General features: G+C 36.3%; 12 protein-coding genes and 1 tRNA gene. 7 read left to right on the top strand and 6 right to left on the bottom strand.

Annotated elements, in window-relative coordinates:
- The first annotated feature begins 75 nt into the window (after positions 1–75).
- Genes WC614_08045 through WC614_08035 form a run of 3 tightly spaced genes read left to right on the top strand, consistent with a single transcriptional unit; the run spans position 76 to position 3,132 of the window.
- Positions 76–1,218, top strand: coding sequence for a glycosyltransferase family 4 protein (locus WC614_08045; protein MFA5032954.1), 1,143 nt, complete (start codon positions 76–78; stop codon positions 1,216–1,218).
- Positions 1,215–2,591 carry a hypothetical protein gene (locus WC614_08040; protein ID MFA5032953.1) on the top strand — a complete coding sequence of 459 codons (1,377 nt, stop codon included), beginning with the start codon at positions 1,215–1,217 and terminating at the stop codon, positions 2,589–2,591. The genes WC614_08045 and WC614_08040 overlap by 4 nt, the downstream gene beginning before the upstream one ends.
- Positions 2,592–2,616: 25 nt before the next feature.
- Positions 2,617–3,132 carry a hypothetical protein gene (locus WC614_08035; protein ID MFA5032952.1) on the top strand — a complete coding sequence of 172 codons (516 nt, stop codon included), beginning with the start codon at positions 2,617–2,619 and terminating at the stop codon, positions 3,130–3,132.
- A gap of 484 nt (positions 3,133–3,616) precedes the next feature.
- Here WC614_08035 and WC614_08030 read toward each other — a convergent pair whose 3' ends face one another.
- The 6 genes from WC614_08030 to WC614_08005 all read right to left on the bottom strand — a co-directional run bounded on the left by WC614_08030 (position 3,617) and on the right by WC614_08005 (position 9,243).
- A complete protein-coding gene (locus WC614_08030; protein ID MFA5032951.1) occupies positions 3,617–4,486 on the bottom strand; it encodes an ARMT1-like domain-containing protein in 870 nt (289 codons plus the stop codon).
- A gap of 6 nt (positions 4,487–4,492) precedes the next feature.
- The gene (locus WC614_08025) at positions 4,493–5,710 is read right to left on the bottom strand and encodes a glycosyltransferase family 4 protein (protein MFA5032950.1); all 1,218 of its coding nucleotides are present in this window, start codon (positions 5,708–5,710) and stop codon (positions 4,493–4,495) included.
- Between the two features lie 49 nt (positions 5,711–5,759).
- Positions 5,760–5,954 carry a hypothetical protein gene (locus tag WC614_08020; protein MFA5032949.1) on the bottom strand — a complete coding sequence of 65 codons (195 nt, stop codon included), beginning with the start codon at positions 5,952–5,954 and terminating at the stop codon, positions 5,760–5,762.
- 300 nt (positions 5,955–6,254) lie between these two features.
- A tRNA-Ile gene (locus tag WC614_08015) sits at positions 6,255–6,328 on the bottom strand.
- A gap of 405 nt (positions 6,329–6,733) precedes the next feature.
- A complete protein-coding gene (locus WC614_08010) occupies positions 6,734–8,596 on the bottom strand; it encodes a DUF6624 domain-containing protein (protein ID MFA5032948.1) in 1,863 nt (620 codons plus the stop codon).
- Positions 8,597–8,676: 80 nt separating this feature from the next.
- Complete coding sequence (locus tag WC614_08005; protein MFA5032947.1) at positions 8,677–9,243, bottom strand: hypothetical protein; 567 nt, start codon at positions 9,241–9,243, stop codon at positions 8,677–8,679.
- Between the two features lie 448 nt (positions 9,244–9,691).
- Here WC614_08005 and argS point away from each other — a divergent pair, with 448 nt between their 5' ends.
- The 4 genes from argS (at position 9,692) to WC614_07985 (ending at position 14,496) form a co-directional block, all read left to right on the top strand.
- Complete coding sequence (gene argS, locus WC614_08000) at positions 9,692–11,467, top strand: arginine--tRNA ligase (GenBank protein ID MFA5032946.1); 1,776 nt, start codon at positions 9,692–9,694, stop codon at positions 11,465–11,467.
- A gap of 13 nt (positions 11,468–11,480) precedes the next feature.
- Positions 11,481–11,768 carry a hypothetical protein gene (locus tag WC614_07995; GenBank protein MFA5032945.1) on the top strand — a complete coding sequence of 96 codons (288 nt, stop codon included), beginning with the start codon at positions 11,481–11,483 and terminating at the stop codon, positions 11,766–11,768.
- Between the two features lie 159 nt (positions 11,769–11,927).
- Positions 11,928–12,395, top strand: coding sequence for an SLBB domain-containing protein (locus WC614_07990; GenBank protein ID MFA5032944.1), 468 nt, complete (start codon positions 11,928–11,930; stop codon positions 12,393–12,395).
- A 37-nt stretch (positions 12,396–12,432) separates the two neighbouring features.
- Positions 12,433–14,496 carry a polysaccharide biosynthesis tyrosine autokinase gene (locus WC614_07985; protein MFA5032943.1) on the top strand — a complete coding sequence of 688 codons (2,064 nt, stop codon included), beginning with the start codon at positions 12,433–12,435 and terminating at the stop codon, positions 14,494–14,496.
- Positions 14,497–14,502: the final 6 nt, after the last annotated feature.

Raw genomic sequence — 14,502 nt, 5'->3', positions numbered from 1 at the left:
ACTTTTTACAGTTTCCTATAAAAAACACTTTACAAATCTTTAATACGGTTGTTTATTTTCTAAACTTAATACGAAATGAAAATTTGCATCATTTCTGACCTTTATTATCCTTACCCGGGCGGAGTCTCCGAACACGTATATCATTCTGCCTGCGAGTTGGTAAAACTCGGACATAACGTCTCAATACTAACTACAAACTACGATTGGTTAAACTCATCTTTTACCGAAGAATACGACAAATCCATAAATATTATCCGTATCGGGAGGGCACAGCGTTTCTACATAAACAAATCCGTCGGCATAATACCGATGGCATTGGACTTAGAAAAACAAGCCCGTTCCGTGATAAAAGAGCATAACTTTGACGTTCTACATATTCATTGTCCCAACTCATTTATCGGGATGTTTGCAATAAAACATTCCCGCGCGGTAAACATCGCAACTTTTCATTCTGCCTCCCCAAAACTAAGCTGGCACAAATATGCGGCTGCAGTCGTCCAGCCATATACAAAAAGACTCGATGGAATGATTGCAGTTTCCGAAGTAGCGCTCAGAACAATGAAACAAAGCCAGACGACAAAGACGGTTTCTGCCATACCGAACATTACAATCATTCCTAACGGTGTGGATACTACGAAATTTTCTGCCACGGTAAAACCAATTCCCGAATTAAACAAGGGCAACTTTTTTAATATTTTATTCGTTGGCAGGTTTGAGCCCCGCAAAGGACTTGACTATTTAATCTCTGCTTTCCAGTTCGTGCGAAAAGAAATAAAATCCGCTAGACTAATTGTTGTCGGCAAGGGCTGGCTTAATGATACCGTAATAAAAAATAATATGGAAGGGATTAATTTTGTGGGTTTTGTCGAGCCTGCGCTTCTTCCAAGTTACTACGCAAGCTGCAATATTTTTTGTTCCCCGGCAACGGACAGGGAAAGTTTCGGGATAGTTTTGTTGGAAGGAATGGCGGCAGGCGCTTGCGTAATTGCAAGCAACATTGACGGGTATTCACAGGTTGTAAAAGATGGTGAAGATGGTTTATTATTTGAACCTAAAAATCCGGTTGCAATTGCCGACACAATAATAAAACTCTATAAAGAACCCGAACTTTATAACCGCTTAGTAGCTAACGGCCGGCAAACCGCACTCAAATATTCCTGGGATAAAGTTACAAAAGAAATAGAAAAGTTTTATAATTATGTAAAAGAAAACAAGTGAAAAAAACTATATTTCCTCTATTGGTTTTAACGTTTCTAGGTTTATCCTGCAGTGTATTTCAACCAGAATTAAGTTATGAACAAAAAATTCAAAAGTGTATAAAAGGAAATTCTATTATTGCCAAAAGTAAAGAACATAAAGTTACGCCTTATGGGGGATTTATTCCTATTTTCTATTCTATTCCAAAATGGTTAAGCGAGGATATCATATACTTTGTTGAATACACAAATGATTCACTACCCTATCTTTTAAGATTAAAAGAGGATACGATGACCGCTTATCAATCACGACAAACATCAGAGATTTTTGAATCGGAGGGAAATAGTTCCATAATTCAATATAATTTGAAGACGGGGGAGAAAAATATACTTATTTCAGTCCCTTGTAGTTCTTCTATAATAATAGATTATACGATTTCTCCGGATGGGGAAAAACTCATATACTCTACTATAAATATACCTGCCAACATTATGTTTTATGGATTAGGCCCTTCAATATTTGTTGATAAAGAAGAAGTATGGAATGATAAGAATAATAGGTACAATGAAACATATGTTAGCAATTTTCTTAAAAAACCGGTATGTACGGTGTTTATGAAAGATATTAAACATAATTCTTTTATAAAAAAATTATGGGAAGAGAATACACTTTATTGGAACCTCAAATTCAACTCTAAAGGCAACAAATTGTCTTTTGAAAATGGAAAATATGAGTTAAAACGTGATTCGGTGGGCAAGGATTATAAAAAACATGGAATGGCAGAAGAAATGCAGAGAATAGAAAATGATTGCGGGAAAGGTATAATAACAGGATATAATTATTTGGATATCATAATCGATTCGGCTTTTCTAACAAATATGTACAATCTCGATTCCTTGATAAAGTTACCCAAAGGAAATAATATGGGATTTTCTAACGATGATTCAAAAATATTTATCGTAATTTCTATTTCTGACACTCAAGCGCTCTGCTCTGTAGATACTTTAAATAAAGACTTTAAAGTGCTTATTTCTGATTTTAAGTGTTCCCCATACACTCCTATATGGGACAATAATGTACAAAATATTATACGTCCCTATTTTATGCCTACAACATATTTATCCAATCAGCATCCGGAAGTTTTAGTTTATCCTGAAACATCAATGCAAAATATTGTAGGTATAATATTTTGTAATATAAAAACACAAAAAAAAGATACTTTTTCATTGTTTGATTCAAAGGAAAGAAATTTTAATTTAACGTATACCATTTCTCCTGATGGCAAAAGGATAGCTATTTTTACTAACATTACAGATTATATATTAGGAGAAAAAAATATGTATATCTATGACTGCAGTAAAGAAGTAGAAGGAATATTAGAGAAGATAAAATAATAAATCATCTACAACAAGGAGACAAATGAAAATCTATGAAGAAGGCTTGGAAGAACATCCCAAAATAACCATAATTTTTGGGAATTTTATGATGTTGCTATGGCTTGCGTTGGGGACAATCGCTTGCCGATTTGTCCACCCTTTAATCGGATGGTTTTATCTTACTTTTGCTCTGCTAATGGTATATGTTGTATTACGAAAAATAGTCTGCACAAATTGTTATTATTACGGCAAATGGTGCCCTTCAGGATGGGGGAAACTCTCCGCTTTGTTTTTTAAAAAAGGGAACATTGAAAACTTCAGCACGAGTGTCGGCATAAAACTTGCCCCTATGACTTATGGACTTTTAACCGTAATTCCCGTTATCCTGCTTATCGTTTCTCTCTTTCTTAAATTCTCAATGCCTAAAATAATCGTTCTGGTTCTTCTGTTTTTGATTTCGTTTTACAGCGGCGGGATTAGTCGAACAAAAAGTTGTATTCGATGTAAAATGAGGTTAATGTGCCCCGGCTGCGCCGTCAAAAACCCGGAAACAAAGTAGTATCCACGAATGGACACGAATTAGCACGAAAGCCAGAGAATTAACTTCAGAGAAAGAAAGATGATTTAGAGTTAAAAAAACTGCTAAGATACACAAAGCACAATCACCACCAGGGCGGGATGTTCCATCTTCGCTCCGCCTATGGCGAGATCACCGACACAGCGGTCACCGCCAAGGAGGCGGGATGTTCCGGATGTTCCATTTGAAATCCTGACTGCCGTCAGGCAAGTTGTGCCTACATTTTTTTACTAAAGAGGAATTTCTCACGCAAAGGCGCGGAGTCGCAAAGATAAAAAAGAACAGAGAATAGAATTTCAACAGGGATTGCAAGAGAACTTTAAGAGAAACAGAAAAAGAAAAGAGCAGATTAAATTGGGACGTATCTACCAAGCAGATTGATAGACATCGGCAAACGCAGATTTACAGGGAAAAGAAAAACAGAGAACAGATAGAGTTTTTGGTTATGGAGAAACATAGCAATACATTAAACAGAGAAGGGATTTCTAAGGAGGAGAAGGTCGCCGAGGGTTGCGTTGAGAGATTTTTCAATAGCCGGGCATTTGACCTTAAATAAGAAATATATAGGCGCATTAGATTCAGATAGACCTTCGTAATTTCCCTGCCCTTTGCTTATTATAAGCGAAGACTGATTAAACAATTTGTGAAAAGCAGGAGTGCAATATTCAAGTAATGCTGCCGGGGCATCCGTGCCCGAATCTACGATTTCTGCAACGTCGGATATGCCTGATGCGATGGCATCTTCATAAGTGGCATCGTTGATTACGGGGACACCTCTTACGGCATAAAAAACGTTTTTATCTTTGCGATAGTTATTAATTTCTTCAATTAATACTTTATCAAAAACAGTTTCTCCGGCATTGTCCCCTATGTATAAAATTTTGTCTGCTTTCTTCAGGTCATTTATAAATTTATCATAATCGCACAGTTTAAATTCTTTGTTAAGAGTAAGTTCAAGTTCTTTTGAAAGGTCAAAATCTTTGCCTCTTGCAAAATCTATCGTATTGCCTGCGGCGGCTATTTTTAAGGCAGTTAAAAGAGGTTTTTGCGTGGAAGATTTAAGTTTTGCAATTAATTGAGGATAAAGTTTTAATGCAGTTTCCGTGTGTTCTGTTTTTACTTTTTTATAAGGGTCGGGATTGCAAGTTGTAACTTTGGATAAATTGTGTATTACCCTGCCGATATGTGTTGGCGTGGGTAATTCTATTAGAGAGGGCATAATTCTAACAATTTCTTTTAATCCCTGTATATGTAAATCAGGGTCGTCCGTTGCGAATTGCAATGTCGTTAAGGTTTGTTTAAGCAAACAAGGTATACAATCGGGAAAAATTTTCATAAGTTTTTAAGTCAAAGAATCAAAAATATCCGTTAATTTAGACGTAAGATTTTGCCAGCTATAAGATTCGGGTTTGCCTGTTTGATGGGATTTGGATTTATATTTCAAGTAGAAATCATAAATTGCTTTTTTAATTGCTTGTATATCCCGCGGCGGGACAACCATTCCTGTCCGAGTTTCATTAATAATATCGGCGCAGGGACCTTCCGGAACGGTAGCCAAAATGGGTTTGCCTGCCCCAAGGTATTCGCCGATTTTACCAGTAGAAGCGGTGTCTTCAACATTATCAATCATTATCCACAGTAAATCCGAAGCGATAAGCTTTTGTATGCATTCATTATGAGGCAAGTAAGGAATAATTTCAACTATGTTTTCAAGATTCAGTTTTTTTATGGTTTCTTGCTCTTGCGTCGAATGTAAACCAATTAACTCTAATTTAATGTCTTCGGATAAAGAAGGATTTTCAATTGTAAGTTCGGACAGCGCTTTTAGAAAATATTCCGGGGTTCGTGGAGGGAAAAAAGAACCGGTATAAGTTATTGTGAATTTGTGTTTGCTTGAAGGTTTGTGTGTGTTTTTATTTATAAAATCATCGGGGTCATAGCCGGGAGGAATTATAATTGTATTTGGCGGTAAGTTTTTAGAAATAACTTTATTTATAGTTATAACGGCATCTGCGGGTTTTAAAACTTTTGTTTTTAAGGATTCGTTTATTTTTTTGTGCAGGAAAGTCGGGTAAGAAGAGTAGGGCCAGGGGTCTCTGAATTCAACGACAAGGGGTAGTTTTGTAAGTTTTTTCAAATAATAGCCGATAAGAAGTGAAGTATAAGGAGGGGCAGATGCGAATATAACATCGGGTTTATGTTTTTTTATGAGATTTAATCCTGATTTTAGGGCATACGGAAACCATCCGATTTTATTATCGGGTATAAACATAAAAGAACTTAATTTGTGAAAAGAAGAAGATACGTTTTTTTTATTTGTTTTTAAGTTAAAGGATTTTAAAAGTCTTAGCGGGTCTGCGGATTCCGTTCGAACAACGGGGTAGTTAATTTCCCGTAAAAAGGAATCGTCATTAATGAAGTATTTAATGTTTTTAACGCTGAGGACAATCGGCGACCAGTTTTTTTGCGGGAGGTATTTGCAGAAACTAACGACTCTGCGCACTCCACCCATTCCCATAGGCGGGAAGTAGTAAGCGATTACAAGGACTTTTTTAGACAATGCTTATTCAGCTCCTAATTGATTCTAAAGAATAAAGCAATCAGATTTTTTAGCTGTTCTTTTTATAGATTTCGTGTAGATAAGCTATTATGGTAATAATAAACCATGAATCGGCGACTTGAAAAAAGCTGGAAGGTTTTACTTTTAATAGAGATTGGAATCCGAATATGTAGCTTACGATACCAAATAACATACACAAGAGTCCTATATAAAGAGTAACTGTTGCGACAACCGGTCTTTTCATTTTTCCCCCTTGTGCTCAAATCTTATAAATTCAAGCTTACGTTAAAGGTATATATTAAGGTTTTATATGTCAAGGATTTTTATTTATAAGAATTTCCGGGGTATATCTTATAAATGGGGTTCTAAGGGGAATCCCCTTAGTGCGAAGGGCGTAGAGGTAATCCCTCGCCAGAGCAGGGGAGCAGATTATCAAGCAATAGTTGGATAATCGTCGAGGGGTGAAGCATAGCGAAACCCCTTGAAAATGAGCGAACTAAAGTGAGCGAATTTATTTGAGGGTTAATAGACGGAAAATTAAAACTGGGCCTGAGTGGAATCGAACCACTCACCTCTCGGTTATCAACCGAGTGCTCTAACCGAATGAGCTACAGGCCCGTTTTTTGACTATTTGACTAACTTATTACCTAATTTATAAGCGTATATTTGTCAACTTTAAATAAAAGATTTTGTTAAACAGAGGACAGAAAAAAATACATAAAAGGGAAATTAGGACGCAGATTTTCGCAGATTTACAGGATAAATACGAAAATAGTAAAAACTGTCTATAAGAACTGTAATAACTTAAGCAGAGTGCAACAGATAGAAAAATTAAAGAAGGATAAAACAGAAACGATAAGCGCAGAGAACAGAAAAACAAAGAATTTCAACAGGGATTTCAAGAGACTTGTACGAGATTAGGGAACAAATTGTAACTCATAGTAATTGGTTGTAACTCATTGAGATTCTTCACTTCGTTCAGAATGACAAAAAGGGAGCGAAGAACTGGTAAAATGTTGACAGTTATTTCATAATGAGAATTCCATACGTATTGGGGTCGTAGTTTATTGGGACCTGCCAATCGCCAGAGTTTTGCATTCTTTTTTGTTTACGTCTAAAGTTTAGTCTCCATTGTTGCCCGGGTTTGCCCGATACTCCAAACTGGCTAAGAGGAATCCGCGTTTCTACAGCCCAGAAATTATTTCCCTTTGATGTTTTTATTTCATAAACGCCGTTCCAATTTCTATCGGCATCCATTCCCGATATTTTTTGGTCGAACGCCGTTCCAAGAGGGTTGAAATAGACTTGATAGACCTCGTTTTTTGCCGTATCCGGCTGGAAGAAATAACCTATACAATCATCGTTATAAACTGCTTCGTCGTGTTCCGTTGAAGCGGCGAATATAGAATCTATCTTCGATTCCTTGCAATATGCAGAGACATAAAGATTGCTATCATCATAAGAAAAATAGAAATACGTAGAATCTATTTTCGTTGAATTCCCATTCGGTGAAAAGAGTAATGAAACAGGTTTTCGCCAGACAGATTCAGAAATTTTACCATCAATAACCGGTGGAGTAGTTGTTTTGTTGGCATATGCTTTACGAATAACAGGGACTGACCTTGTAACGTTATATTTTTTGCCTTTAGCATAAGGGAGGAGAATAGAAAATTGTGGAGTGGGATAAAGCCTTTCCCCTTTGTTTTTTATTTTGAATTTTACGACAATGCTGCCTTTTTTTGCAATCTTTACCGGAAGGTTTTGGGGCTCTACGGCCCATCCTTCCGGGGATTCCCAATACAATGTGTCATCAACTATACAATCGGAGGTTAGGTTGCTCAATTTTACAATTAAAGTATTCGAGATATGACAATTCTCGCCTACAAATACCGGCATAATAACTGCGTTATCCATTCTCTCGGCAAACTGTGTCTCTTCGGAATCCGGGACTGTATAAGTCATATTCCAGTGTTTTACATATTCTTCCAGTGGCTCAAGTCCCACTTTTGCGCGTCGTTTGTTTACATTTGATTCATCTTCAATCGGGAATAATTCATACTTTCCGCCTGTCTGTCTGATTTGAGACCCATAAATTTGTTTTTCTCCTTTTCCTGTATGGATTCTGTCTATAAGTAAAGCCAAATCGTCCCAACCCAATTCTCCTTTATCTGCGGCTTCCTGAAAGAGGGGAAGATATTTTTCTTGTGTTTTAAGGTCAGAATGCTGAATTACTAAAAAGGCAGTAGAGCTTAGCATTGTGCCTACAAGAGCTTTGCCAGGATAACCGTATTTCTTAATTATTGTTTCAACTCTTACAAGGTTTGAGGAATCAAATTCTGCCTGTTTTTCCCATAATTCTTTTAACTCTTTTGATTGCCAGCCATATTTTTCGCTTACTTCTTCCAATTGTTTTCTATACCGCTGGTCTTTTTCCAAAATGTCTTTTAATTCTTTAACCAATTCCTTATTAAAACTTGTTTCATACTTTTCTATTTTTCCGTTAAGTTTTTTAATAACTGTTTTCCAGCCTTTTTTATTATGAAGACTTGCAAAAGTAGAGTCTGTTTTAATATATTCTAAGAATCCTGATGACGCTTCCGTATCAATGATATTAGTAAGAAGGTTCAAGTTTTTTAAAGCGTTTTCTGCATTCCCGGATAATGCCCATGAACGAGCGGCTTTATAATAAACCCCATTAGACTCTTTGGTTTTGCCTTCTTCTTGCCCGAGCGCTTTTTCATAGCTCTCTGCGGATTTTAGATAGTCTTTGTTACGATAAGCTTCGTCTGCAAGTTTGATGAAGTCAGAATAAGTCTGGGCTGAAAGTAGACCGGATATACTAAGCGATAAAAATAATGGAATTAGAATTTTGTATGATTTTGACATAGACTTTCTCCCTACCTGCATAACGGCAGGTAATTTAACTCTAATTTTTATTTAAAATATATACCTAAAATTATATCCTATCACTGTGAATTATATCCTATCACTGTGCCGATAGGAAGAGCTAAAAGGGAAATATATTGTATTGCCGGAGGAAATGGTGAGGGTGAGCATGGGTTTTCCAGCGCCGGAACAACTGTTGTCCCTGCGATTAATCCTATCCCGATTAATGCTCCAATTAATGCTCCCCATCCTGAACCTTTTTGTTGATAATGTTCACCAACTTTTTTTACTCCGTAAACAGCTCCTAATGGAATTAGTGGTATTGAAGCAAGCATTGAAAAAAAACAAATATTCGATGCAACAGGGGATGATGTATTTGTCCATAACCTTAAAAGCAAAACACCTACGAATAAAGGAATTATGCCTCCTACAGTAGCTCCTCCACCTTCTAAAAAATAAATTCCTAATTCAGGAGGTTTATTAGATACTTTGTCAGAATCAGAAGAAGTGTAAAGATACGTAATTGGGAGTGTGGATAGTTTCGGCGTTGAATAATAAGACTGTTGAAATAAATCTGCATTAACAAGAGAATATGACGGATTGAAATTAAATGATAAAGAGGAAAACAGAAATATTATAAATTCCATAATTTTTATACTAAAAAGACAAGGATATTAATTATATTGTTAGCTAACAATATATTGCACTATATAAAAGTGAAAAAGGGGAAAGTCAAGTTTTTTTGGGGGGAATTCGTTAATCGTATAATCGTTAAAAGAGGAATCGGGACGAAGAATAGGAAGAATAGGACGGATAAGTCAGAGAGGAAAAGATGGATTCCCGCTTTCGCGGGAATGACGAATAGTGGGGACGCGCTTGTAAAAAAGTTGACAACTACGAAATATGGCATACGAAACATGGAAGAACACAGATGTAAACACGGATGGGCACAGAGAGGAAAAGCAAAAACGAGATTCTTCACTTCGTTCAGAATGACAAATAGGAGAAACAGACGAAAAAACAGAGATTAGAAAAACAAATTGACAAGATAGCATATAAATTATAGAATTTGACAAAAGAAAAGATACCTTGATTATGGAAAAATATGCATTAAGCGTTGCTCAGGAACAAGCGCAAGAAATATTAAAAAAGGCGTTTCCTGAGGTAAATACAAATAGAGTTCAGGTTTTTTATCCCCCTGCTGAAATAGAAGCGGATTTGTCTATTCCGCTTTTTGGAGTTGCTAAAGAATTGAAACAAAATCCTATGAAATTAGCGGAAGATGTTGCAAGCAAATCGGATTGTGTCGGGACTTTGTTCAGCAAGATAACAGCAGAAAAAGGATACGTAAATTTTGTATTCGACAGGGAAAAAATTAACAAACAAGTCTTTAATGATTATTTGTCATTTGCTGAAGAGTATGGTATTTCGGATATAGGCAAAGACAAAAAAGTAGTCATAGATTATTCATCCCCGAACATTGCCAAACCTTTTTCGATTGGACATTTACGTACTACGGTGCTCGGGCAGTCACTTTGTAATATTTTTCGCTTTGCCGGATATGAAGTGATAGCCGAAAATCATATCGGAGATTGGGGCACTCAATTTGGGAAACTGATTTATGCGTATAAGCAATGGGGGAACAAAGAGGATATTGAAGCATCACCCATAAAAGCGTTATTAGAATTATATGTAAGATTTCATAAAGAAGCGGAATCCGTCTCAGGCGGAAATCCTGAAATAGAAAACGAAGCAAGGAAGTGGTTTAAAAAATTGGAAGAAAAAGATGCGGAAGCGACAGAAATATGGAAGTGGTTTAAAGATGTCAGTTTGAAGGAGTTTGAAAGAATATACAAGATTTTAGGAGTGAAATTTGATGATATTATAGGGGAAAGTTTTTATAATGATATGCTCAAGGGAATAGTGGTTGAAGCGCTTGATAAAAAAGTAGCCGAATGGGAAGAAATAGTATCCACGGAACAGTTGGAAGAAAATTTTCCCCAGAAGAGCAAGTTAGTTTTAATAAAACTTGATAATTACGGCATCAGACAGCCGTTGTTGCTTCAAAAAAGTGATGGAACGAGTTTATATGCAACAAGAGAATTAGCCGCTATCAAACACAGGATGGAAAAATGGAATCCCGAACAGGTTATTTATGTGGTCGGGGCCGAACAGAAATTGCATTTCCAGCAGTGTTTCAAGGCAGCTGAACTTCTGGGATATAACGTAAAATGCGTTCATATATGGTTTGGATTAATAAGAATGGCTGACGGCAAGATGAGCACTCGTGAGGGCAGGGTTATATTCCTTGAGGATGTTCTAAACGAAGCAATTCAAAGAGCAAAAAACATAGTAGCGGAAAGAGATATGTCGGAAGAGGAGAAAGAAAAAACAGCGCAAATAATAGGAATCGGAGCTATAAAATATACTGACCTTTCCCAGGATAGGGTAAAAGATGTAGTTTTTGACTGGGATAAGATGTTAAGTCTTGATGGGGATAGCGCGCCTTATATTCAATATGTTTATACCAGAGTAAAGTCAATACTACGGAAGGCGGATTTTGACAGCGCTACAAAGCTTAACTTAAGACCTGAATTATTGGTTGAGAAAGAAGAAACGGATATCATAAAAAGAATCTCTCATTTCCCGGAAATTATTAACCAGGCATTAGAAAATTATGAGCCGCATCGGATTGCTAATTATTTGTTTGATTTTGCGCAAAGTTTTAACCGGTTATATGCAAACGTATCTATATTAAAAGCGGAAAACGAAGAGTTAAGAAATATCAGATTAGTGTTGATAGATATTGCGAGATGTATTATTAAGAGAGGGTTGGGGTTATTGGGGATAGATGCGCCGGAGAAGATGTGAGCTAGCTGAATAATTGAAAAAAAGAAAAAATACTACGCCACTAAAGCACAAAATTACACAAAAATTCAACCACAGTACACAGAGAAAAATAAAACTCATTGTAACGGATAACAAGCAGAAAATGGAGAGCACAGAAAAAAGAACAGAGTGCACAGAGCCCAGAGGGCTGGATACGAATCCCTCCATAGACAAGCTATGGATAGCAATCTCTCCGGGAAAAGATTCCGGACAATCCAGCCGAGGCGGGATTTCGCTATCGCTCAACAATCTATCTCTAACTAACGTAAGAGCTTGTAAGTAATCCAGCGTAGCTGGAAAGAGCCTGACTATAATTCGCCAGAGGCGAAAAGGGCTTGCTATAACTTATTAGTAATTAAGAAGTAATTCATTGTAATCTGCTTGAGTTTTACCTAAGAAAAATATATTGACAATAGCAATACTCTGCTTATAATTTCAAACAATGGTATTATTGTATTTCTTGTTATTGCAAATCCCTAAAAGTTCATCTATAGTGGGGCAGGTGGAATCTCCTGCGGCAAAGTATTATTTGTATGTTGGCGAAGAAGGAGATTTACAGCTTAAGGTCTCGATATGGGGAGAAATAGGTATGCCCGGACTCTATTCTATAACGGAAGATGTAGATATGGCAACTTTGATATCGTTAGCGGGGGGCCCGACGAAAAATGCGAACTTATCAAATATAAAAATAATGCGTTCTTTCCCGCGTCCCGAAGTAATAAATGTGAATATGAAGGGATACTTTAAGACAGGGAACAGGGCAAAAATACCATTTCTAAAACCGGGGGATATGGTTAAAGTAGATGGAACTCCATGGTATAAAGTTCAGGAAGTAGCTAAATTTATAACCGAAGCGACAATAACGATAGGTGTATATTACCAACTGTACAATTTACTAAAAAACAAGTAACCTGCTATCCCAAAGTAACGGGTAGACATATAAACAAATGCATTCAGAAATAGATTTAAGGAAATATTTAAGGGTATTTTTACGACAGAAGTGGGTATTTATTGGGGTTTTTCTGGGAATAGTTGCACTTACATATGTGAAAACAATAATAACTACAAAGATATATGTAGGTACAACGAAGGTATTAATAAAAAGGACATCAACACTACTTGGAGAAAGTCAAATTCTTGAAGAAGCATTTGGAATAGATACAAACTGTGAGATATTGCGGTCTCGTGGGTTTATGGAAAAAGTAGCTTTCGCAATGAGAGACCAAAAACTGGATTTTGCTTTTCTTAAGGGAAATACAGCCCCGGATATTTTGCTTCAAAGAACTATGGTTACACCGCTGAGGGAATCTGATATAATCCAGATAGTCGTGCATTCGTTTACTCCGGCAGAAGTGGCAGGTATGGCGAATAATATTGCGGAGACATTTAAGAATTATTCCGTAGAAATAGCAAGAGCAAAAATAACAGAAACAAGAAAGTTTATAGAAGCAGAAATGCCGGCAGCAGTACAAAAATTAAAGGACGCGGAAGATAGTCTGAGAATATTTAAAGAAAACGAAAAACTTGTATCAATTTCAGCCGGCGGGTCAGTTTTGCAAGAGCAAGTTCTTAAATTAAAAGACAAAAATTCAGAATTAGTTGCGGAAATAGAAACAAGGAAAAAAGAATTAGTATATACGGAGGAAAAGTTAAAAGAGGAAAATGATAAGTTGGCAAGTTATATAATAAAAGTAGATAACCCATCTATAACAAGTCTAAGAAGTCAATTGGTGAGATTGGAAAGCGAATATTCTTCTTATGTATTAGCCGGGTTAGAAAAAGGAAATCCTAAACTAAAATCTTTGGAAACGAAGTTAGACGAATTAAAAAGTGCATTAGTGAATAAAGTACAAACGCGTTCAGAAGAAGAGATTTTAATGATTGACCCGCTTTTATATCCGCAGGAATTGTCAAAAAAGATATTGGATATAAGGTCAAACATTTTTATTTTGGAGGCCGAAAAAGAAGCATTGGATGAGAGAATCAATAAAGTAGGAGATGATGTAAAAAAATTCCCAAGTAAGGAATATGAAATTGCAGCACTTGAAAGAATATATAAATTTAATGGAGCGATATATGAAAAATTAGTTGATAGATACGAAGAAGCTAAATTAGCGGAAGTAGGGGAAATAGGAAATGTAGTAATAGTAGAATATGCTACCCCGCCGGTAATACCTGAAACACCAAATCCCAAAATGAATATGTTGCTGGGATTGATATTTGGATTTGGACTTGCGGTAGCCGGGTTATTTGTGAAGGAATATTTGGACCCTTCAATAAAAGAGATAGAAGATGTAGAGAGAGCAAAAATACCAATAATAGGCGCGGTGCCGTTTTCCTCAAGTCCAATAGTGAAAGATTCTATATCTCCGCTTGCAGAAGCATATAATAAACTAAGAGTAAATTTGAAGTTTTCAAAGGCTGGAACGAAATTAAGAAGCGTAGTAATTTCAAGTTGTAATGCCGGTGAAGGTAAATCAACGGTAAGTTCAAATATAGGTATAATATATGCAAAAATGGATGTAAAAACTATAATAATAGAAGCAGATTTGAGAAAACCAAGCTTGCATAAAATTTTTAAAATACATTCCAAAATAGGGTTATCAAATTATTTGGTGAGTGAAGTAGAAGAGAAGGAAATAATACAAAGTACACACGAAGAAAATTTAAGTATAATACCTGCGGGACATATACCACCAAATCCCGGCGAATTAATAGATTCGGAGAGGATGAGAACGTTAGTTTCCGGCTTAAAAGAGAGGTATGATATTGTTATAATAGACTCGCCGCCATTGGTTAGTTGCGCAGATGGGTTCTTGTTGGGAACAATAGCAGATGGAGTCATAGTGGTTATAGAATTAGGAAAAACTCAAAGAGCCGCATTGTCACAAATGGTATCGTCTTTCAAGTCAACGGGAGCGTCGTTTTTAGGTGTAATTCCTAATAGAGTAAGGCAATCAGTGTATTATAGATACCCGTATTATTATAAATATTACACGGCAAAGAGCTAATAGAAT

The sequence above is a fragment of the bacterium genome (genome assembly GCA_041649255.1).
Classification (GTDB): domain Bacteria; phylum Hydrothermota; class UBA3073; order JACQXS01; family JAQTXJ01; genus JAQTXJ01.
The sequence above is the reverse complement of the archived record's forward strand: the minus strand, read 5'-3'. Positions and strand labels throughout refer to the sequence as shown.

Bases quoted from the DNA above. Each gene is read 5' to 3' on its own strand.
- WC614_07985 (MFA5032943.1), top strand. From the start codon at position 12,433: ATGCATTCAGAAATAGATTTAAGGAAATATTTAAGGGTATTTTTACGA.
- WC614_08030 (MFA5032951.1), bottom strand. From the start codon at position 4,486: ATGAAAATTTTTCCCGATTGTATACCTTGTTTGCTTAAACAAACCTTA.
- WC614_08010 (MFA5032948.1), bottom strand. From the start codon at position 8,596: ATGTCAAAATCATACAAAATTCTAATTCCATTATTTTTATCGCTTAGT.
- WC614_07990 (MFA5032944.1), top strand. From the start codon at position 11,928: ATGGTATTATTGTATTTCTTGTTATTGCAAATCCCTAAAAGTTCATCT.
- WC614_08045 (MFA5032954.1), top strand. From the start codon at position 76: ATGAAAATTTGCATCATTTCTGACCTTTATTATCCTTACCCGGGCGGA.
- argS (MFA5032946.1), top strand. From the start codon at position 9,692: ATGGAAAAATATGCATTAAGCGTTGCTCAGGAACAAGCGCAAGAAATA.
- WC614_08035 (MFA5032952.1), top strand. From the start codon at position 2,617: ATGAAAATCTATGAAGAAGGCTTGGAAGAACATCCCAAAATAACCATA.
- WC614_08020 (MFA5032949.1), bottom strand. From the start codon at position 5,954: ATGAAAAGACCGGTTGTCGCAACAGTTACTCTTTATATAGGACTCTTG.
- WC614_08005 (MFA5032947.1), bottom strand. From the start codon at position 9,243: ATGGAATTTATAATATTTCTGTTTTCCTCTTTATCATTTAATTTCAAT.